This window comes from Pseudomonas sp. LFS074 (genome assembly GCF_047978165.1).
In the GTDB taxonomy this organism is placed as follows: Bacteria; Pseudomonadota; Gammaproteobacteria; order Pseudomonadales; family Pseudomonadaceae; genus Aquipseudomonas; species Aquipseudomonas putida_P.
Genome location: NZ_JBFPFV010000001.1, coordinates 1,249,276 through 1,270,228, shown reverse-complemented (window position 1 = coordinate 1,270,228; position 20,953 = coordinate 1,249,276). Strand labels below are relative to the sequence as shown.

The following is a 20,953-nucleotide window of genomic DNA, read 5'->3' as shown; positions in this document are numbered from 1 at the left end:
TGCGCAGATGAACCATGCCTTGACCCAGCTTCAGCCTTACCCGTTCGAAAAGCTCCGCGCCCTGCTGGGCAGCGTGAAGCCTGCGGCGGACAAACGCGCCATCGCCCTGTCGATCGGTGAGCCGAAGCACGAATCGCCGGCGTTCGTCGCCCAGGCCATGGCCGACAACCTCGACAAGCTGGCGGTATACCCCAGCACCCTCGGCTTGCCGGCCCTGCGCCAGGCTATCGGCCAGTGGTGCGAACGGCGCTTTGGCGTACCGGCCGGCTGGCTGGATGCCGACCGCCACATCCTGCCGGTAAACGGCACCCGTGAAGCCCTGTTCGCCTTCACCCAGGCCGTGGTCAACCGTGCCGATGACGGCCTGGTCATCAGCCCCAACCCGTTCTACCAGATCTACGAAGGCGCAGCACTGCTGGCCGGTGCCACCCCGCACTACCTGCCGTGCCTGGAAAGCAACGGCTTCAACCCCGACTTCGACGCCGTCCCGGCCGAGGTATGGAAGCGCTGCCAGGTCCTGTTCCTGTGCTCGCCAGGCAACCCCACCGGCGCGCTGGTGCCGATGGACACCCTGAAAAAGCTGATTGCACTGGCCGATGAGCACGACTTCGTGATTGCGGCCGACGAATGCTACAGCGAGCTGTACTTCGATGAGGACGCACCGCCACCGGGCCTGCTGACCGCCTGCGCCGAACTGGGCCGCAGTGACTTCAAGCGCTGCGTGGTGTTCCACAGCCTGTCCAAGCGCTCCAACCTGCCGGGCCTGCGCTCGGGCTTCGTCGCTGGCGATGCCGAGATCATCAAGCCGTTCCTGCTGTACCGGACCTACCACGGCTGTGCCATGCCCGTGCAGACCCAACTGGCCAGCGTCGCCGCCTGGCAGGACGAGGCACATGTGCGCGCCAACCGCGACCAGTACCGAGCCAAGTACGATGCCGTGCTGGATATCCTGCAACCGGTGCTCGACGTACAACGCCCGGACGGCAGCTTCTACCTGTGGGCCAAGGTGCCGGGCAACGACGATGCCGCCTTCACCCGTGACCTGTTCGAAGCCGAACACGTGACCGTGGTGCCAGGTTCGTACCTGTCCCGCGAAGTCGACGGCGTGAACCCCGGTAGCGGGCGTGTGCGCATGGCCCTGGTTGCCCCCCTGGCCGAGTGCATCGAGGCGGCGGAGCGTATTCGCGCGTTCTTGCAAAAGCGCTGAGCCGTCCTGAAAACCTTGCCGACCGGCAGGGCAGATCGACGCCGTCGAATTGCCCTACCGGCCAGGCTGAATACGCCAATATCGCCCCAATCACCCCGACCTTAAGGTTAAGCCTCCTCCACCGCAGACGAGGCAACACCCATGACCCGGATCAGCAGCGATATATGTCAGGATGCCAAAAGCTGGCTCCTCGAAATGGACGACAACGGCGACGGCAAGGTTTCGCTGGAAGAATTCAAGAACCGCTTCGACAACTTGCACAGTAGCGATGAGAGGGATGCCATCCTGGCACTGATGGATGTGAACGGCGACGGTTTCATAGAGGTGGGCGAAACCCTGCTGCGCCTCGATGGCTCCCCTGCCTGCAAGTAAGCCAGGCAACGCCCGTGCTCTCGGTGAGCGCGGGCAATCCTCGCCATTTCGACGCCCTACCTGACTTGCCCAAGGTTCGCTTCACTCATGTCCAGCTCCCCCAGGACCTGGCGCACCACTTCATCACCGACCAGGTGCTGGCGATGCAGGTTGTATAGCTCCAACCGCTGCGCCCTCAGTGCACGCAAGCGCAAATGCCGCTCCAGCAGGTCCATCTGCTCGGCCAGCGCCTTGGCTTCGGCGCTGTCGTTGTAGCTGTCCAGCTCATCCCGGTATTCTGCCATCAACCGCGCTTTCAGTTCGGTCGCCAAGGTCGCCTGCGCGGCGTCCTGCGGCGCATTGCTGTCGATCACCTCCTCTGCCTCCAGGGCATGGATCGCCGCTTCGGCCGTGCGCCGCCAGGCTTCCTGCACTTCCTGGCGCAGGCGCTCGTCCGGGCTCTTGGTCACCCCGCGCAGCAACAACGGCAACGCGATACAGGCACTGATCAACGACAGCAGGATCACCCCGGCGGCAATGAAGATCAACAAGTCACGTTCCGGGAAGGCCTTGCCCGCCCCCATCAGCAACGGCACCGACATCACACCTGCCAAGGTCACCGCACCCCGCACCCCGCCCAGGGTCAGCAGCCAGCAGGAGCGCGCTGTAGGCATCAGCACCAGCGCCGGTTTGCCACGCCAGCGACGCACCACGCCGATCGAGCGCCAGATGCTCTGCACCCAGATGTAACGCAGCAGGATAAGCGCGGCAAAGATCGCCACCACATCCAGGCAGCGGTAGGCCAGGGTCGGCCAGACGGTGGGTTCGTGGCTGACCACCGCCTTGATGATGTCCGGCAACTGCAGGCCCAACAGCAGGAAGATCAGGCCGTTGAAGGCGAACTCCAGCAGCGACCAGACGCTGCGGTTGAGCAGGCGGGTGCTGGTTTGCCGTGGCAGCAGGTCGAGCCAGCTCTGCATCATGCCCGCCGCCACCGCCGAAAGGATGCCCGACACGCCAAGACGCTCGGCCAGCACATAGGCAGCAAATGGCAACAGCAGCATGAACACCACATGCGTGGCTGGGTCGTCCCAGCCGCGAGCGATCATCCAGGCGCGCAGGCGGCCGACCAGCCAGCTCAAGCCCACACCCACCGCCAGACCGCCAAGCGCGACCAGGACAAAACTGAAGCTTGCATCGGTCAGCGAGAACACCCCGGTAATCGCCGCTGCCAAGGCAAACTTGAAGGTCACCAGGCCCGACGCATCGTTCATCAGGGCTTCGCCCTGCAGCATGTGCATCAGCGGCGTGGGCAGGCGGTCTTGGGCAATGGCCGAAACCGCCACGGCGTCGGTTGGCGAAAGTACCGCTGCCAGGGCGAAGGCCACTGGCAACGGGATGCTCGGCAGCAGCCAGTGAATGAAGTATCCAGCCCCAACCACGGTGAAAAGGACCAGCCCGACGGCCAGCGCCACCACGGGCCCGCGAATGCGCCACAGCTCCCGCTTGGGGATGCGCCAGCCGTCGGCAAACAGCAGCGGCGGCAAGAACAGGAACAGGAACAGTTCGGGGTCAAGGGCCACATGCAGGCCCAGTGTCGGCAAGGCCAGCAAGGCACCGGCGGCGATCTGCACCAGCGGCAAGGGCAGCGGAATCATGCGGCCGACCAGCTTCGACAGGCTGACCAGCGTCAGCAGGATGAGGACGGTGTAGGCGGACTGCATCCGGGAGAGCTTCCTTTGTGAACCAGAAACGATAGCAGGGCGAAACATCGCCATTGAAACAATATGTTAGCGGCGACCGACGGTTTGGGGCCGCTGCACGATAGTCGCAGGTGGCAGGTGAATATGTAACATGATGATACTTCTTCGTCTGTGAGATCGAGCGCCGCACGGCCGGCACCCAATCGCCGACCCACTGCAAGACTCAAGGCGAGCACACCCGTGGCGCTCACAGTTTGGTTCCCGCATAATCCCGCGACTGACATCGAAAAACGGAGAGATTGGGGCAACCTGCACCCCCAATGTACACAATGACCTACACGCTCTACGGCATAAAAGCCTGTGACACCATGAAAAAGGCGCGTACCTGGCTCGAAGACAAGGCCATCGCCTACGAATTCCACGATTACAAGACCCAAGGCATCGACCGTGACAGCCTGAACCGCTGGTGCGACGAACACGGCTGGGAAGTCATCCTCAACCGTGCCGGCACCACATTCCGCAAGCTGGACGACGCCAGCAAGGCAGACCTCGACCAGGCCAAGGCCGTCGAGCTGATGCTGGCCCAGCCGTCGATGATCAAACGCCCGGTGCTGGACCTTGGCGCGCGTACCCTGGTCGGCTTCAAGCCCGACCTGTACGCCGCTGCCCTGGCCTGAGCCCCTACCCTATTTCGCACGAGGTAATCACATGTCCAATACCCTGTTCAGCCTGGCCTTCGGTGTCGGCTCCCAGAACCGCCAGGGCGCCTGGCTGGAAGTGTTCTACGCACAACCTTTGCTTAACCCGAGCGCCGAACTGGTTGCTGCGGTAGCCCCTGTTCTCGGTTACGAAGGTGGCAACCAGGCCATCGCCTTCAGCAACGGCCAGGCCGCCCAACTGGCCGAAGCCCTGAAAGGCGTTGATGCTGCCCAGGCCGCCCTGCTGACCCGCCTGGCCGAGAGCCACAAGCCGCTGGTCGCCACCCTGCTGGCCGAAGACGCTGCCCTGACCTCCACCCCAGAGGCCTACCTCAAGCTGCACCTGCTGTCGCACCGCCTGGTCAAGCCACACGGCGTCAGCCTGGCCGGTATCTTCCCGCTGCTGCCGAACGTGGCCTGGACCAACCAGGGCGCGGTCGATCTGGCCGAACTGGCCGAGCTGCAACTGGAAGCGCGCCTTAAGGGCGAGCTGCTGGAAGTGTTCTCGGTGGACAAGTTCCCGAAAATGACCGACTACGTGGTCCCGGCCGGCGTGCGTATCGCCGACACCGCCCGTGTGCGCCTGGGCGCCTACATCGGCGAAGGCACCACCATCATGCACGAAGGCTTCGTCAACTTTAACGCGGGCACCGAAGGCCCAGGCATGATCGAAGGCCGCGTGTCCGCTGGCGTATTCGTCGGCAAAGGTTCGGACCTGGGCGGCGGTTGCTCGACCATGGGCACCCTGTCCGGTGGCGGCAACATCGTCATCAAGGTCGGCGAAGGCTGCCTGATCGGCGCCAACGCCGGTATCGGCATTCCGCTGGGCGACCGCAACACCGTCGAAGCCGGCCTGTACATCACCGCCGGCACCAAGGTGAACCTGCTGGACGAGAACAACGAGTTGGTGAAAGTGGTCAAGGCCCGCGACCTGGCTGGCCAGACCGACCTGCTGTTCCGCCGCAACTCGCTGAACGGCGCCGTAGAGTGCAAGACTCACAAGTCGGCCATCGAGCTGAACGAAGCACTGCACGCCCACAACTGAGAACCTTGTCGGGTTTGAAGTGTTAAGATCGGGTCTGGCGCCAACGCGCCAGACCCGATTTTCATTCCAGGCCCCGCGAACATGTTCCAGCCCTCCCCCTGGCGTGCCGACTTTCCCGCCATCGCCGCCCTGCAACGGCAGCACCAGACCTACCTGGACAGCGCCGCCACCAGCCAGAAGCCGCAAGCCCTGCTCGATGCCCTGAGCCATTACTACGGCCATGGCGCAGCCAACGTGCACCGTGCCCAGCACTTGCCCGGTGCGCTGGCGACCCAGGCCTTCGAAACCAGCCGCGACAAGGTCGCCGCCTGGCTCAATGCCGCAGACTCACGGCAAGTGGTGTTCACCCACGGCGCCACCTCGGCACTGAACCTGCTGGCATACGGCCTGGAACACCGCCTCGAAGCCGGGGACGAAATTGCCGTCAGTGCCCTGGAGCACCATGCCAACCTGCTGCCCTGGCAACAGCTGGCGCACCGGCGCGACCTGCGCCTGGTGGTACTGCCGCTGGACGCTCATGGTTGCATCGACCTGAACCAGGCACTGCAACTGATCGGCCCGCGCACCCGCGTGCTGGCAGTCAGCCAGCTGTCCAACGTACTGGGTACCTGGCAACCGCTACCGGCGCTGTTGGCCCATGCCCGCGCCCAAGGCGCGCTGACCGTGGTCGATGGTGCCCAGGGCGTGGTGCACGGCCGCCATGACGTGCAGCAACTGGGGTGCGACTTCTATGTGTTTTCCAGCCACAAGCTGTACGGCCCGGACGGCGTCGGCGTGCTTTATGGCCACAGCCAAGCGCTGGGGCTGCTGCGCCACTGGCAGTTCGGTGGCGAGATGGTGCAACTTGCCGAGTACCACAGCGCCAGCTTCCGCCCGGCACCGCTGGGGTTCGAGGCAGGTACGCCGCCCATAGCCGGGGTGATCGGCCTTGGCGCAACCCTGGGCTACCTGGCCAGCCTCGATGCCCAAGCGGTCGCGGCCCACGAAACCAGCCTGCACCAGCACCTGCTGCGCGGCCTGGCTGACCGCGAAGGCGTGCGCATACTCGGTACGCCACAGGCGGCCCTGGCCAGCTTCGTCATCGAGGGCGTGCACAATGCCGATATTGCCCACTTGCTCACCGAGCAAGGCATTGCCGTGCGCGCCGGTCACCACTGTGCCATGCCGCTGCTGAAAGGCTTGGGCCTGGAAGGCGCAATTCGGGTGTCGCTGGGCTTGTACAACGACAGCGATGACTTGCAGCGCTTTTTCACGGCGCTGGATCAGGGCCTGGAGCTGCTGCGATGAACATGCCGGAGCAGGCACGCCAGGCGCTGGACGCTTTTGAACAGGGCAAGGGCTGGGAGCAGCGCGCGCGGCTGCTGATGCAATGGGGCGAGCGACTGGAACCGCTGGCCGAGACTGAAAAGACCGAAGCCAACCGGGTGCATGGCTGCGAAAGCCTGGTCTGGCTGGTGGCCGAGCAGGTCGACGGCTTGTGGCGGTTCAAGGCCAGTAGCGATGCACGCCTGTTGCGCGGGCTGCTGGCGTTGATGCTGGTGAGGGTGCAGGGGTTGGCCAGTGACGAGTTGGCCATGCTCGATCTGCGCGCGTGGTTTACACAGCTGGGGCTTGAGCGCCAACTGTCGCCGTCGCGCAGCAATGGGCTGCATGCGGTGCTGCAGCGGATGGCGGAGTTGGCGTCCAACCGCTAAATCCAGGGCAACGCTGCTCCCTGTAGGAGCGGCCTTGTGTCGCGATGGGGCGCGCAGCGGCCCCCACATTTTCAGCTTCGCCGCCAAAATTGCTGGGGCCGCTTTGCGGCCCTTTCGCGACACAAGGCCGCTCCTACAAAGACCGAGTAGGCCTGAGAATGGTTACTCAGGTTTGATACGCTCCGAAGGGCGCCGCGCACCGGCCACCAGCTTCTCGATCGCCTTGCTGGCTGCCACCATGCCAAAGGTCGCGGTCACCATCATCACCGCGCCAAAGCCACCCGCGCAGTCCAGCCTTACGCCCTCACCCACGAAGCTTTTCTGCAGGCAAACGCTGCCATCGCCCTTGGGGTAACGCAGCTGTTCGCTGGAGAACACGCACGGTACGCCATAGTTGCGGCTGACATTGCGCGAGAAGTTGTAGTCGCGGCGCAGGATTGAGCGCACCCGCGAAGCGAGCGGGTCGTTGAAGGTCTTGTTCAGGTCGGCGATCTGGATCTGCGTCGGGTCGATTTGCCCACCCGCACCACCGGTGGTGACAATCGCGATCTTGCGCCGCCGGCACCAGGCGATCAGCGCCGCCTTGGCCATCACGCTGTCGATGCAGTCGATCACGCAATCCAGCTGCTCATGGATGTACTCGACCATGGTCTCGCGGGTGACGAAGTCAGCCACCGCATGCACCTTGCACGCCGGGTTGATCGCTCGCAGGCGTTCGGCCATGACCTCAACCTTGGGCCGCCCCACCTGGCCTTCCAGGGCATGGGCCTGGCGGTTGGTGTTGCTGACGCAGACATCGTCCAGGTCGAACAGGGTGATTTCGCCCACGCCACTGCGGGCCAACGCTTCGGCCACCCAGGAGCCCACTCCGCCAATACCGACCACCGCCACATGGGCCTGGCCCAGGCGTTGCAGCCCCTGGTCGCCGTACAGCCGGGCAACGCCGGCGAAGCGTGGATCTTCTGTGCTCATGTTCATACCCCAAAAAACCGGCGCGCATTATATGCCAGCGGGCCCATCGCCTGCATCGTTAGGAAAGAGACTACCAACCCTGCTTTAATGTCCTATCACTTCGACACAAATGGACGACAATGTCTTCACGTAAATTCGGCCTGAACCTGGTTGTGGTGCTGGCCATCGCCGCGCTGTTCACCGGGTTCTGGGCACTGATCAACCGCCCGGTTTCCGCCCCCGCCTGGCCAGAGCAGATCTCTGGCTTTTCGTATTCGCCATTCCGCCTGGGTGAAAGCCCGCAGAAGGGCCAGTACCCTACTGACGACGAGATGCGCCAGGACCTGGAGCAGTTGAGCAAACTGACCGACAGCATCCGTATCTACACCGTGGAAGGCACCCAGGCCGACATCCCGCGCCTGGCCGAGGAGTTCGGCCTGCGGGTGACGCTGGGCATCTGGATCAGCCCGGACCTGGAACGCAACGAACGCGAAATCGCCACCGCCATCGAGCTGGCCAACACCTCGCGCAGTGTGGTGCGGGTAGTGGTCGGTAACGAGGCGCTATTCCGCGAAGAAGTCACCCCGGAAAACCTGATCAAATACCTGGATCGGGTACGTGCGGCCGTAAAAGTGCCGGTGACCACCAGTGAGCAATGGCACATCTGGAAGGAACACCCAGAACTGGCCAAGCACGTCGACCTGATTGCCGCGCATATCCTGCCCTATTGGGAGTTCGTGCCGATGAAGGACTCGGTCGAGTTCGTCCTCGACCGCGCCCGTGAGCTGAAGCACCAGTTCCCGCGCAAACCCCTGCTGCTGTCGGAAGTCGGCTGGCCAAGCAACGGCCGCATGCGCGGGGGTGCCGATGCCACCCAGGCCGACCAGGCCATCTACCTGCGCACCCTGGTCAACACCCTCAACCGCCGTGGCTACAACTACTTTGTCATCGAAGCCTACGACCAGCCGTGGAAAGCCAGCGACGAAGGCTCGGTAGGCGCCTACTGGGGCGTGTACAACGCCGAGCGCCAGCAGAAGTTCAACTTCGACGGCCCGGTGGTGGCGATCCCGCAGTGGCGTGCTCTGGCGGTGGCCTCGGTGGTGCTGGCGATGATCGCCCTGATGGTGCTGTTCATCGACGGCTCGGCCCTGCGCCAGCGTGGCCGGACCTTCCTCACGTTCATCACCTTCCTGTGCGGGTCGGTGCTGGTGTGGATCGCCTACGACTACAGCCAGCAGTACAGCACCTGGTTCAGCCTGACCGTGGGCGTGCTGCTGGCCCTCGGTGCGCTGGGCGTGTTCATCGTGCTGCTCACCGAAGCCCACGAACTGGCCGAGGCCGTCTGGATACACAAGCGCCGCCGCGAGTTCCTGCCGGTGCAGGCCGACAGTGCCTACCGGCCCAAGGTGTCGGTGCATGTGCCGTGCTACAACGAACCGCCAGAAATGGTGAAACAAACCCTCGACGCCCTGGCTGCCCTGGACTACCCCGATTACGAAGTGCTGGTGATCGACAACAACACCAAGGACCCAGCCGTGTGGGAGCCGCTCAAGGCCCACTGCGAGAAGCTCGGCGAGCGCTTCAAGTTCTTCCACGTCGCGCCCCTGGCCGGTTTCAAGGGTGGCGCGCTGAACTACTTGATCCCGCACACGGCCAAGGACGCCGAAGTGATCGCGGTCATCGACTCGGACTACTGCGTCGACCGCAACTGGCTCAAGCACATGGTGCCGCACTTCGCCGACCCGAAAATTGCCGTGGTGCAGTCGCCGCAGGACTACCGCGACCAGCACGAAAGCGCCTTCAAGAAGTTGTGCTACAGCGAATACAAGGGCTTCTTCCACATTGGCATGGTCACCCGCAACGACCGTGATGCGATCATCCAGCACGGCACCATGACCATGACCCGGCGCAGCGTGCTGCAAGAGCTGGGCTGGGCCGAGTGGTGCATCTGCGAGGACGCCGAACTGGGCCTGCGGGTATTCGAGAAGGGCCTGTCGGCCGCCTATGCCCACAACAGCTACGGCAAAGGCCTGATGCCCGACACCTTCATCGACTTCAAGAAGCAGCGCTTCCGCTGGGCCTACGGCGCCATCCAGATCATCAAGCACCACGCCGGCGCCCTGCTGCGCGGCAAGGGCAGTGAGCTGACCCGTGGCCAACGCTATCACTTCCTGGCCGGCTGGCTGCCATGGATCGCCGATGGCATGAACATCTTCTTCACCGTCGGTGCGTTGCTGTGGTCGGCGGCGATGATCATCGTGCCGCACCGGGTCGACCCGCCACTGATGATCTTCGCCATCCCGCCACTGGCGCTGTTCTTCTTCAAGGTCGGCAAAATCATCTTCCTCTACCGCCGTGCGGTGGGGGTGAACCTGAAGGATGCCTTTGCGGCGGCGCTGGCGGGGCTGGCGCTGTCACATACCATCGCCAAGGCGGTGCTGTACGGGTTCTTCACCAGCAGCATGCCGTTCTTCCGCACGCCAAAGAATGCCGACAGCCACGGGTTGCTGGTGGCGATTTCCGAAGCGCGTGAAGAGCTGTTCATCATGTTGCTGCTGTGGGGGGCGGCGCTAGGCATCTACCTGGTGCAGGGGCTGCCGAGCTCGGACATGCGCTTCTGGGTGGCGATGCTGCTGGTACAGTCGTTGCCTTATCTGGCGGCGCTGGTGATGGCGTTCCTGTCATCGCTGCCCAAGCCTGCACCCCAGGTACATCCCGCGCACACTTGACCTGGACTGCCGGCCACCTGCAGCTCATCCTCACAGATAGATGAGCTCCAGCGTGGCCGCCCCATCGATGAGCGTCTCGTCACGCAGGTCGAGCTGGCGCATAGGCGCAACATACAGCTCGACCATCAGCATAGCGTCGAGCTGCCTGATCAAGGTAGGCCCGGCAGCAGTGCGTTCGCTGGCCGCGAACCCGTGCAGGCGATTGTCGGTGTGAAGGAACGCTGTTCGTGGGGTTGGCTCCCAGCCAGCACCACCTTGAGAGGAATACAGGGGTTGCAATGCAAGCCCATCGCCTACCACCGCACCGTCGAACCGCAACGACCACGCCAGGCTGTCGCTGGCCTTTTTACCCGCGCCAAACAAGACAGAACGTGCAAGGCCTTGCACATGGGCGAACGTTCCTGACTGGCGGTTGTCAATCGCGCGAAGGGCAAACCGAGTGGGGCTGTCACAAGTCACCGCGGCGGACAAAGACCGTCGCAAGGTACTGGTTTTACTGGCAGACAACTCCCCGGTCGCGATCACGCCAAAATCCACGAGGCCGTCATTGCCCAGATGCAATTTACACGCTGCGGGTACAACATTGGCTTGCAGTGCCAGGCTCACGGCAGCATCGTCGACAGCCATCATGCCACTTGCCTGCAGCTCGGCCGTGCTCGACAGATCCGACGTTGCGTCGAGCCATGCATCAACGGTCAGGCGAGCCGTGAAGGTTGTGCCTTGAAGGGGTACATTGGCCTCTAGTGGCGCGAGCTGCATTGCTGGCAACCAGTGAACCTTGTCGCCCTTCATCTGCCAGGGGCTGCGCGCGCTTGCTGCTCCCAAGGCCACCGGACGGCCATCGAGCCGCGCATCAGAAAGCAGCAGTGAATACTGCCCTCGCTCAGCAAAACCGAAAACATCGCCATTGATGCCATCAGCCAGATAGCTGAGGACCATATCGGTATCTCTGGAACACTGGACTGTCATCTGCAGGTGCCGCTCTCCCAGTAGGTAGCGATTGCCTTGTTTCTGCAACTGGGTCTTGTTGACCTTGCCGTAATCGATCTGGGGCTGGCCGAGCGTAATCTGACAACCCTGTGCGGCCGCAGCACAGCTCATGCCCATCAACAGCAAGGCCAGGCACAGCTGTCTGCACACGCATTCAGATCGCATGGCAGCGTGCGGTGGTCGTTTCATAATATTGCTCCGGGTCCGGGCTGTCGCTGAGGGTGAACTCAAGGGCACAACCAGAGCCGTCTGGCGAGGTCACGTGGTAGCGCTCTTCCTCTTGGAAGTCATGCAGGAATATCAAGCCTCCGGCCTGCACCATGGTCACGAAGCTTCCGTTGGCATCCACTACCATGGAACTGTCCGCCAAGGGCGGCCCGTCGCCCTGCAAAGTCTGCAACAGCACGCGCCTGGTCCGCTCGACGATGAAACTCAATTGGGAAACCGCGCCTCGACCTGCCCGTACGATGCCAAGGCTGTTGGCCAGATCGACACTGCGCGGCAGGCTTCGGGGCTGCACCTGCACTCGATTGTCTGCGTAGGGGGTAATCCGTGAGGCAATGGCTCGGCCTTGGCGATCGGTCCATACGGGGCCGCTGGGCGTATCGACCTTCACCCCGTGAAGATCACCCACTTCGATGAGCGCGAAAGTATCCTGAATGGAATAAGGTGCTAGCGTGATGCCCTGTGCATGCCCAAGGGCCCCACCGCGCAGGTTGGCTGCCAGGGTTCGTGCAGAATCGCCAGTCTTTGAGTAATCCAGCTGCACCTGGCTGAAGGGGGCCAGCCAGGAAACCCCCACACTGGGTAGCAGCGCCGGATCATGGCTATCGTGACTGCCACTCAGGCGATAACCTAACGTATCGCTGACCTGTTCTCGCAGGTTGAATGAAGAACGGTAGTGGTCACCTGAAGCTCGGGTCGAGGCACCAAGACGACGATTGGTGCCCAATGGCACGCTAGCGCTCATGTAAAGAAGACGCCCTCGATCATCTGCTCCTCTGAGGCTCCATTCCACACCAGCATTCAATGACACCTGCCCCAACGTCGCTCCCCAGCGCAGGTTTGCCTGGCTGCTGGTCTGGCCATTACGCGTGCGCGATTGGCCGCCCCCGACACTGAAGTTGCCCAGCCCAGTGCCCTGCCATGACAGGCCGACGCTGAAAAAATCGCGCAAGCCCTCCAAGCGACCTGACGGCTCAAGCGCCTGCTGGAGGTCCTGATAACTTTGGCTCTGCAGCCCATAGGTCAAGCCCGCTCCCCATCCGCCGGCAAACTGCTGGTTCAGGGTCATCTGGCTTTGCATCCCCCTCTCCTGATGCAACGGCTGCGAGTAGCCCAGCGACCATTGCATCTGAGCCTGCGTCCACGGCTGAGCACCGAGCGCGAACCCGGTAGCCTGATAGCTGTCGGTCGCAATTAGCCCTCCCCCCACTTCCAAGCCATCAAGCACACTCCCGCTCCACCCGGCGCTAAGCACCCAAGGTGACGCGGCGCGACTGTGGCGAAGTTGACCAATGCCGAACTGGTATCCTCCTGACAACCCCGCCGCCATCGGCGAGGCAGGCAAGGTCAGGCGACGCTCCTCACCGTCCGCTTCATGGATAACCATTTCCAGTTCAGCAAAGGCATCGACTGGCGCAGGGCTATCAATGGAAAACGGGCCTGGCGGCACGACGGTGGCATACACCAGGCGGTTGCGCTGGTAGATCTCCACCCTCGCTTGGGACTTGGCGATGCCTTGAACCACGCGACGTTGTTGTAGATGGCCCAACGCCTGCTCGGAAAACAGCTGAAAACCGTCAACCGAAACGCCGCTCAGCACGGGGTTACCCATCTGGATCTGACCGACCTGCAGGACAGTCGCCTGATCGGCGAACGTTCGCTGGGCGTAGGCTTCCAGTGCGTTGAGCCGACTTGCCTGTTGCCCCAGACTGGCAATCTGACGGCTGCGCACGATCCAGTCCCCCAGGTTCAAACCCGGCTCGGTAAGGGCAGTCCAGGATCTGCTGCTGCCGTCCTTGAAACGCGTATCGAGCATCGACACGTCGTAGTTGAACATTGCAGCGAACCCACCTGAGTCATAAGCCGAAAGGTCATCACCTGCGGCGGCCGGGCGCAGGGCTTGCGCAGGCACCACCATGGTCACACTGGCGGACTGAGGGTCTGCCTGTATCTGACTCTGTGGGTAGCTTGACAGCAAGTCGATGCAGGAGCCCTGGCTTTCGCTCGCCGCAGCCGTCGGCAACCGAATCCCACCCGCCTCGAGCAGGCCAGTGTCAATGCACAAGCTGCCGTCGTTCAGAAAGCGTGCCTGTACCGTTCCTGATCGTGAGCCGTTTATAGTCAGGCTCACGATGTGATTGCCTGGGGTGAAGCGCGGCATGTCACGAAAGTAGGCCGCAAGCTCCTCACTCAAACCCCGTTGACGCAGGAGTTCGAGATCGAATGTCAGGCCATCGCTGGCTCTGCACTCAAGAAATAGAAAGGCCCAAGGGAGCGCCATCAGACATTGCCAGTTCGCTGTTCGGCTGCTCTTGGCCCGCCCATTCAATTGCCGCCCCTGAGTAACGGCGCTTCAAATTCATCGACGGCAAAGCCGTACACTGTGGCCGGGAACAGCCTGACACTTTGCGGGGCCTGTGGGGCTGGCGATTCCAGGCGAACCTCAAGCGACTCGCCAGGCAAAATGTAGGCGCGTGGCAAGTAGCCTTGCGCATTCGCAGGCATCAACCTCACTTCCTGCGCCAGCCTAACCACATAGGGCGTCGGGTTATCAACCTGTAAACCTTGCGTGCCGTAGCGCCACTGCAAGCCCTCCCAGGGCGAGCGGTTGGGGGCCAGGCCCTTGGGGTGAATGATGACCGGCAGGTTCTGCCTTACACTGACCCCCACCCTGGCAATACGCTTACCGGCCACTTCCTGCTGTGGCACGCCTTCGAATACAACCCGCTTCAACCGCTGGGTGTGCAGAGGCGCGGTTGCACGCAGCATGAACCTCACCTGCTGCTGCTCGCCGGCCTCGACACGCCAGGCGGGCTGGGTGAGGAACAACAGGGGCTCCTCATCCTCCGGCAGGTTCTGCAGGGTTACCAGTAACAGCGCTGGGGCTGGATCATCATTTCGCACCGTGATCGTTGCCTCGCCTTCGGCTTCATTGACGATCACCACGGAAGTTTCCGGGACCATGCCGGCGGCCTGGGCGCCGCTGATCGACAGCAGCATGCAGCCAGCACTCAACAGCAATTGCTTCAATTTGCTCATGCTCGACTCGATACAAGACAGGCTCGCTGCCCGAAAGGCAGCGAGCGAGGGAAGGGACCGAGCCCGCGCTTGCCATCGTAGCGACAAGCGCGCGCTCGGTGCGCCCTTAGAGGTAGGACACCTCGATGGTCGAAGCACCATCGATGGTGATGTCGTCGGTGACCGTCAGGTTCTTGAGCGCGGAGATGCTCATGTCGACCTGCAGGTCAGCGGTCAACTGCTTGATGGCAGTAGGTATCTGCGCGTCTACCGCAAAGCCGTGAAAGTGGCCCTCCTTACCGTTGTACAGGCTGAAATTAATTGAGTTGCTGTCCGGCGCCCAGGATTTGCCGCTGTCGGCCGTAATCAGACGAGTCACTGAACTGTTCCCGTCGACGACAACAGAGCTTCCAATCCCTTGCAGGAAATAAGCCCCAATACGCTGATCGAGATCATTGGTACCCAGGCCGAACGTAACGTTGGAAGGCAACATATTGCTGTCTGCCCGACCATCAACGCCCCGCAAGGCGAACCGAGTTGGCGCACCACAGTTCACGGCAAGCTGCTGGGGCTGCGATTTGAACCGGGTCACGCGATCCTCTCTGAGCTCGGCAGCCGTGATGACACCAAAGTCGAACGTTCCGCCTCCGCTGAGCGACGGCGTGCATGCACTTGGCTTGATCACTCCGCTGACGATGACATCTGTAGTATTGGCGAACACGGCTGTACTGCATCCCAGTGCCATACCCATGGCAATCCACTGCTTGATATTCATAGCGCTCTTCTACCTTTCGATACGAGTTGGTTGACCCTCTAGGGGCCGATGCAACCTACCCCCACCCGCACTGCGTATTCAGCGTGAAATACCTCCCCTCAAGGCAAGCGTTCTGTTGCGATCAATCGACACCACACGCTTCACACATAGGTTTTGCTTTAAACTACCGCTCCTTGCCTGCCTTGCCCTGCTTTCGGAGATTTACCATGACGGCGCCTGCCGAGCTCTCGCCTACCCTTCAACTGGCCTGCGACCTGATCCGCCGTCCCTCGGTCACCCCCGTCGACGCCGACTGCCAGGCGCAGATGATGAACCGCCTGGGCGCCGTGGGCTTCGAGCTGGAACCAATGCGCATTGAAGACGTCGACAACTTCTGGGCCACCCACGGCAGCCAGGACGGCCCGGTTCTGTGTTTCGCCGGCCACACCGACGTAGTGCCCACCGGCCCGGTGCAGCAATGGCAGCATGAACCGTTCGAAGCACTGATCGACGCCGACGGCATGCTCTGCGGCCGAGGCGCCGCCGACATGAAGGGCAGCCTGGCATCCATGGTGATCGCCAGCGAGCGCTTCGTGCAGGACTACCCCAACCACCGCGGCAAGGTCGCGTTCCTGATCACCAGCGACGAAGAAGGCCCGGCCCACCACGGCACCAAGGCAGTGGTCGAGCGCCTGAAAGCGCGTAACGAGCGCCTGGACTGGTGCATTGTCGGCGAACCGTCCAGCACTACCCTGCTGGGTGATGTGGTGAAAAACGGCCGCCGTGGCTCGCTGGGCGCCAAACTGACCGTGCGCGGCAAGCAGGGCCATGTGGCTTACCCGCACCTGGCACGCAACCCGATCCACCTCGCCGCCCCGGCGCTGGCAGAACTGGCCGCCGAGCACTGGGATGAAGGCAACGCATTCTTCCCACCCACCAGCTTCCAGATCTCCAACCTCAATTCCGGTACCGGCGCTACCAACGTGGTCCCGGGCGAGCTGACCGCGCTGTTCAACTTCCGCTTCTCCACCGAGTCCACCGTCGAAGGCCTGCAGGCGCGGGTGTCGGCGATTCTCGACAAGCATGAACTGGACTGGTCGATCGACTGGGCACTGTCGGGCCTGCCATTCCTCACCGAACCGGGCGAACTGCTCGACGCGGTAGCGTCCAGCATCAAGGGCGTCACCGGGCGCGACACTCAGCCGTCCACCAGCGGTGGCACTTCCGATGGTCGCTTCATCGCCACCATGGGTACCCAGGTGGTCGAACTGGGCCCGGTCAATGCCACCATTCACCAGGTGGACGAGCGGATCCTGGCCAGCGACCTCGACCTGCTGACCGAGATCTACTACCAGACCCTGGTCCGGTTGCTCGCCTGATGCTCGCCTGCCCTCTTTGCCAGGCGCCCCTGGCGCAAGTCGACAACGGTGTGGCGTGCCCGGCAGGCCACCGCTTCGACCGCGCCCGCCAGGGTTACCTGAACCTGCTGCCGGTGCAGCACAAGAACAGCCGCGACCCAGGTGACAACCAGGCTATGGTCGAGGCCCGCCGCGACTTCCTCGACGGTGGCCACTACGCGCCGGTCGCCCGTCGCCTGGCCGAGCTGGCTGCCGAGCGTCAACCTGGCGCCTGGCTGGACATTGGCTGCGGCGAGGGTTACTACACCGCGCAGCTCGCCCAGGCCCTGCCGGCCGCCGACGGTTATGCACTGGACATTTCCCGCGAAGCGGTCAAGCGTGCCTGCCGCCGTGCACCGGAAGTCACCTGGATGGTCGCCAGCATGGCCCGTGTGCCGCTGGCCGACGCCAGCTGCCAGTTCATCGCCAGTGTGTTCAGCCCGCTGGACTGGGCCGAGGCCAAGCGCCTGCTCAGCCCTGGCGGTGGGCTGATGCGGGTCGGACCGACCAGCGGCCACCTGATGGAACTGCGCGAAGTGCTCTACGATGAAGTGCGCCCTTACGCCGACGACAAACACCTGGCCTTGATCCCTGAAGGCATGGCCCATGCCCACAGCGAAACCCTCGAGTTCCGCCTGAGCCTGGCTGCGCCCAAGGCCCGCGCCGACCTGCTGGCCATGACCCCGCACGGCTGGCGCGCCAGCGCCGAAAAACGTGCCCGGGTGATCGACCAGCCCGAGCCGTTCGAAGTTACGGTTTCCATGCGTTATGACTATTTCGTGCGCCAAGACTGAGCACACCCGGAGCCCTTTATGCGCCAACCTGATATCGAGATCTACCTGAAGGACGCCGACGTCGACCACAAGCAGATTGCCGAGTGGCTCACCCAGGCAATCGGCCCGTGCAGCGAATGGCAGCAGAAAGGCCATACCTTCAAATGTCGGGCCGGTAACATTCCGGTCACCTGGTTACCCAAGGCTGTAGGGAAATGGAACAGCCTTTACTTGGAAAGCGACCAGACGCCGTGGGCTGATGACGTGGCCTGCGCCCACGCCGCATTCGCCGCACTCGGTGTGGAAGTACGCTGCGCGCCGGGTGGCTGGGTCGAGGAAGACGGGGAAGAAGATGCCGACCGCTGGGTCCGCATCAGTGCCGATGGTGAAGAGGAAATCACCTGGCGTACCAGCTGAAACAGGTTGCTTCAGGCTGCAAGTTACACGGTCAACTTGCAGCTTGAGGCCTACCGCAAAAGGCTCAGAGGCCCACTACGTCTTCGGCTTGCAGGCCTTTCTGGCCCTGCACGCAGGCGTATTCCACCCGCTGCCCTTCGACCAGGGTACGATGCCCCTCACCGCGGATCGCCCGATAGTGGACGAATACATCCGCACCACCTTCGCGCTGAATGAAGCCATAACCCTTGGCATCGTTGAACCACTTTACATTCCCAGTCTCACGAGACGACATCTGAACTACTCCGGTTTTTTATTGTGAAGATCGCCTTGCAGGCATGAGGCGACCTGCCCCGTGCCAACGCCGCTTGCTGAAATATCCTGCAAGTGGCAGGCCGAGTATATGACACAGAACAAAAAAAATTGATGACGGTCCCGCAGTTGGCCGATTTTTGCTGAACTTACGCCGATACGGCAGACTAAATAGCTGGATACTCACCTGAAAATCACACCCAGGGCACACACCCCATGACCCGTTCCCCCCTGCACCGCCTGATCTTCGGCGGCCTGCGTCGCCTGTTGTACCTGTGGGTGCGCTCCGAGACCATCAACCAGTCTTCCATGACCCTCAACCTCGACCGCAGCCGGCCAGTGTTCTATGCCCTGCCCTCGCCGTCGCTCACCGACCTGGCCGTGCTCGACCACGAATGCACCAAGGCGGGGCTGCCGCGCCCGGTGCTGCCGGTAGCCGTCGGCCCACTGCAAGAGCCGGCCGCGTTCTTCTACCTGACCCCCGACCCGGACTGGCTCGGGCGCCAGGACAAAAGTGGTGCCCCGCCTACGCTTGAGCGCCTGGTGGCGGCGGTCAGCCAGCATGCCGAAGAAGATGCGCAGATCATTCCAGTCAGCGTGTTCTGGGGGCAGACCCCGGCCAGCGAATCCAGCCCATGGAAGCTGCTGTTCGCCGACAGCTGGGCGGTGACCGGGCGCCTGCGCCGGCTGCTGACCGTACTGATTCTGGGGCGCAAGACTCGGGTGCAGTTCTCCGCGCCGATCCACCTGCGTGAACTGGTGCAGCACAACAAAGGCCACGCGCGCACCGTGCGCATGGCCCAGCGCCTGATGCGCGTGCATTTTCGCAACCTCAAGACTGCCGTCATCGGCCCGGACATCTCGCACCGGCGCAACCTGGTCAAGGGGTTGGTTCACGCGCCACTGGTGCGCCAGGCCATCGCCGACGAGGCCCAGCGAGAAAACCTGCCGCTTGCCAAGGCCGAAGCCCAGGCACTGCGCTACGGCAACGAAATCGCCTCGGACTACACCTACACCGTCATACGCTTTCTCGAAGTGGTACTCAGCTGGTTCTGGAACAAGATCTACGACGGCATCAAGGTCAACCACATCGAACAGGTTCAGGGCATAGCCCCCGGCCACGAAGTGATCTACGTGCCGTGCCACCGCAGCCACATCGATTACCTGCTGCTGTCGTACCTGCTGTTCCGCAACGGCCTCACCCCGCCGCACGTGGCTGCGGGCATCAACCTCAACATGCCAGTGGTGGGCAACCTGCTGCGCCGCGGTGGCGCGTTCTTCATGCGCCGCACCTTCAAGGGCAACCCGCTTTACACGGCGGTGTTCAACGAGTACCTGCACACCCTGTACACCAAGGGCTTCCCGGTCGAGTACTTCGTCGAAGGCGGCCGCTCGCGTACCGGGCGCATGCTGCAGCCGCGCACCGGGATGCTGGCCATTACCCTGCGCAGCTTCCTGCGTTCGTCACGTACGCCAATCGTGTTCGTGCCGGTGTACATCGGCTACGAGCGCGTGCTCGAAGGCCGCACCTACCTGGGCGAACTGCGCGGCGCCAGCAAGAAGAAAGAATCGGTGCTCGACATCTTCAAGGTGTTCGGTGCACTCAAGCAGCGCTTTGGCCAGGTCTACGTCAACTTCGGCGAACCGATCCGCCTGGCCGGTTTCCTCGACCAGCAGCAGCCCGGCTGGCGCGAACAGGATCACGGCCCGCAGTACCGCCCGGATTGGCTCAACGCCACCACCACCCGCCTGGGTGAAACCGTGGCCCGTCACCTCAACGAGGCGGCCGCCATCAACCCGGTCAACCTGGTGGCCCTGGCTTTGCTGTCCACCAGCCGCCTGGCCCTGGACGAGCGCGCCCTGACCCGCGTGCTCGACCTGTACCTGGCCCTGCTGCGCCAGGTGCCCTACTCGCCGCACACCACCTTGCCCGATGGCGACGGCCAGGCGCTGATCGAACACGTGCGCAGCATGAACCTGGTGGCTGAGCAGAAGGACGCCCTGGGCCGCATCCTCTTCCTGGATGAAGGCAATGCGGTACTGATGACCTATTACCGCAACAACGTGCTGCACATCTTCGCCCTGCCGGCGCTGCTGGCCAGCTTCTTCCTCAGCAGCTCGCGCATGAGCCGCGAACTGCTGGGCCAGTATGTGCACGCGCTTTACCCCTACCTGCAGGCCGAGCTGTTCCTGCGCTGGGCGCCGGAGCAGCTGGACGAGGTCATCGACCAATGGCTGGCCGCGCTGGTCGAGCAAGGCCTGCTACGCCAGGAGAACGACGTGTACGTACGCCCGGCGCCAAGCTCGCGGCAGTTCGTGCTACTAACCCTGCTCGCCCGCACTATCACCCAGACCCTGCAGCGCTTCTACATGGCCACTTCGCTGCTGATCAACAGCGGGCAGAACAGCCTCAGCGCCGAAGCGCTGGAAGACCTGTGCGTGATGATGGCCCAGCGCCTGTCGATTTTGCATGGCTTGAACGCCCCGGAATTCTTCGACAAGACGCTGTTCCGCCACTTCATCCAGACCCTGCTGCAGCAAGGCGTGCTGCACACCGACACACAAGGCAAGCTGGGGTATCACGACAAGCTCGGCGAGCTGGCCGAGGGCGTGGCCAAGCGTGTGCTGTCGGCCGAATTGCGCCTGTCGATCCGCCAGGTGGCCCTGCACCGTGACGACGGGCTGGAATCTTCGACCATCTGAGGCTTTA

At 63.0% G+C, this 20,953-nt stretch carries 18 protein-coding genes; 11 read left to right on the top strand and 7 right to left on the bottom strand.

Translation table 11 applies throughout. The features are described from left to right. The first annotated feature begins 7 nt into the window (after positions 1–7). Entirely contained in the window at positions 8–1,207 is a 1,200-nt protein-coding gene (dapC, locus tag ACNQP3_RS05840; RefSeq protein WP_012270831.1) for a succinyldiaminopimelate transaminase, read from the top strand. A 141-nt stretch (positions 1,208–1,348) separates the two neighbouring features. Next, positions 1,349–1,579: a hypothetical protein gene (locus tag ACNQP3_RS05835; protein WP_123109231.1), complete on the top strand. Its 231-nt coding sequence runs from the start codon at positions 1,349–1,351 to the stop codon at positions 1,577–1,579. Positions 1,580–1,635: 56 nt separating this feature from the next. Here the strand turns inward: ACNQP3_RS05835 and ACNQP3_RS05830 are convergent, their stop codons facing one another. Then, a complete protein-coding gene (locus tag ACNQP3_RS05830; protein ID WP_012270829.1) occupies positions 1,636–3,282 on the bottom strand; it encodes a Na+/H+ antiporter in 1,647 nt (548 codons plus the stop codon). A gap of 308 nt (positions 3,283–3,590) precedes the next feature. Here ACNQP3_RS05830 and ACNQP3_RS05825 point away from each other — a divergent pair, with 308 nt between their 5' ends. From ACNQP3_RS05825 to ACNQP3_RS05810, 4 genes are all read left to right on the top strand, one after another. Continuing rightward, positions 3,591–3,938, top strand: a complete 348-nt coding sequence (locus ACNQP3_RS05825) for an ArsC family reductase (protein ID WP_003252272.1) — start codon at positions 3,591–3,593, stop codon at positions 3,936–3,938. 31 nt (positions 3,939–3,969) lie between these two features. Then, positions 3,970–5,004 carry a 2,3,4,5-tetrahydropyridine-2,6-dicarboxylate N-succinyltransferase gene (dapD, locus tag ACNQP3_RS05820; protein WP_012270827.1) on the top strand — a complete coding sequence of 345 codons (1,035 nt, stop codon included), beginning with the start codon at positions 3,970–3,972 and terminating at the stop codon, positions 5,002–5,004. A gap of 81 nt (positions 5,005–5,085) precedes the next feature. Continuing rightward, a complete protein-coding gene (locus ACNQP3_RS05815; RefSeq protein WP_264316874.1) occupies positions 5,086–6,291 on the top strand; it encodes a cysteine desulfurase in 1,206 nt (401 codons plus the stop codon). Further along, positions 6,288–6,698, top strand: coding sequence for a SufE family protein (locus ACNQP3_RS05810; RefSeq protein ID WP_012270825.1), 411 nt, complete (start codon positions 6,288–6,290; stop codon positions 6,696–6,698). Before ACNQP3_RS05815 ends, ACNQP3_RS05810 begins: the two co-directional genes overlap by 4 nt. Before the next feature lie 162 nt (positions 6,699–6,860). Here ACNQP3_RS05810 and tcdA read toward each other — a convergent pair whose 3' ends face one another. Beyond that, entirely contained in the window at positions 6,861–7,670 is an 810-nt protein-coding gene (gene tcdA / locus ACNQP3_RS05805) for a tRNA cyclic N6-threonylcarbamoyladenosine(37) synthase TcdA (RefSeq protein ID WP_264316873.1), read from the bottom strand. Between the two features lie 119 nt (positions 7,671–7,789). Between tcdA and ACNQP3_RS05800 the strand changes: the two genes are divergently transcribed. After that, positions 7,790–10,378 (top strand): glycosyltransferase, encoded by a 2,589-nt coding sequence (locus ACNQP3_RS05800; protein ID WP_012270823.1) that lies wholly within the window; start codon positions 7,790–7,792, stop codon positions 10,376–10,378. Between the two features lie 30 nt (positions 10,379–10,408). Here ACNQP3_RS05800 and ACNQP3_RS05795 read toward each other — a convergent pair whose 3' ends face one another. The 4 genes from ACNQP3_RS05795 to ACNQP3_RS05780 form a co-directional block, all read right to left on the bottom strand. After that, complete coding sequence (locus ACNQP3_RS05795; protein ID WP_012270822.1) at positions 10,409–11,557, bottom strand: DUF1120 domain-containing protein; 1,149 nt, start codon at positions 11,555–11,557, stop codon at positions 10,409–10,411. Next, a complete protein-coding gene (locus ACNQP3_RS05790) occupies positions 11,523–13,874 on the bottom strand; it encodes a fimbria/pilus outer membrane usher protein (protein WP_012270821.1) in 2,352 nt (783 codons plus the stop codon). The genes ACNQP3_RS05795 and ACNQP3_RS05790 overlap by 35 nt, the downstream gene beginning before the upstream one ends. Before the next feature lie 44 nt (positions 13,875–13,918). Next, the gene (locus ACNQP3_RS05785; RefSeq protein ID WP_012270820.1) at positions 13,919–14,632 is read right to left on the bottom strand and encodes a fimbria/pilus chaperone family protein; all 714 of its coding nucleotides are present in this window, start codon (positions 14,630–14,632) and stop codon (positions 13,919–13,921) included. A gap of 106 nt (positions 14,633–14,738) precedes the next feature. Beyond that, positions 14,739–15,386, bottom strand: coding sequence for a DUF1120 domain-containing protein (locus ACNQP3_RS05780; protein ID WP_012270819.1), 648 nt, complete (start codon positions 15,384–15,386; stop codon positions 14,739–14,741). A 206-nt stretch (positions 15,387–15,592) separates the two neighbouring features. On the opposite strand from ACNQP3_RS05780, the gene dapE reads away from it, so the two are divergent. Genes dapE through ACNQP3_RS05765 form a run of 3 tightly spaced genes read left to right on the top strand, consistent with a single transcriptional unit; the run spans position 15,593 to position 17,952 of the window. After that, positions 15,593–16,744 (top strand): succinyl-diaminopimelate desuccinylase, encoded by a 1,152-nt coding sequence (dapE, locus tag ACNQP3_RS05775; protein ID WP_012270818.1) that lies wholly within the window; start codon positions 15,593–15,595, stop codon positions 16,742–16,744. Beyond that, positions 16,744–17,556: a putative RNA methyltransferase gene (locus ACNQP3_RS05770; RefSeq protein WP_012270817.1), complete on the top strand. Its 813-nt coding sequence runs from the start codon at positions 16,744–16,746 to the stop codon at positions 17,554–17,556. The genes dapE and ACNQP3_RS05770 overlap by 1 nt, the downstream gene beginning before the upstream one ends. Positions 17,557–17,574: 18 nt before the next feature. Further along, positions 17,575–17,952 carry a hypothetical protein gene (locus tag ACNQP3_RS05765; protein ID WP_012270816.1) on the top strand — a complete coding sequence of 126 codons (378 nt, stop codon included), beginning with the start codon at positions 17,575–17,577 and terminating at the stop codon, positions 17,950–17,952. 64 nt (positions 17,953–18,016) lie between these two features. Here the strand turns inward: ACNQP3_RS05765 and ACNQP3_RS05760 are convergent, their stop codons facing one another. Continuing rightward, complete coding sequence (locus ACNQP3_RS05760) at positions 18,017–18,226, bottom strand: cold-shock protein (RefSeq protein ID WP_003252255.1); 210 nt, start codon at positions 18,224–18,226, stop codon at positions 18,017–18,019. Between the two features lie 233 nt (positions 18,227–18,459). Between ACNQP3_RS05760 and plsB the strand changes: the two genes are divergently transcribed. Next, the gene (gene plsB, locus ACNQP3_RS05755; protein WP_012270815.1) at positions 18,460–20,946 is read left to right on the top strand and encodes a glycerol-3-phosphate 1-O-acyltransferase PlsB; all 2,487 of its coding nucleotides are present in this window, start codon (positions 18,460–18,462) and stop codon (positions 20,944–20,946) included. The last annotated feature ends 7 nt before the right edge of the window (positions 20,947–20,953 follow it).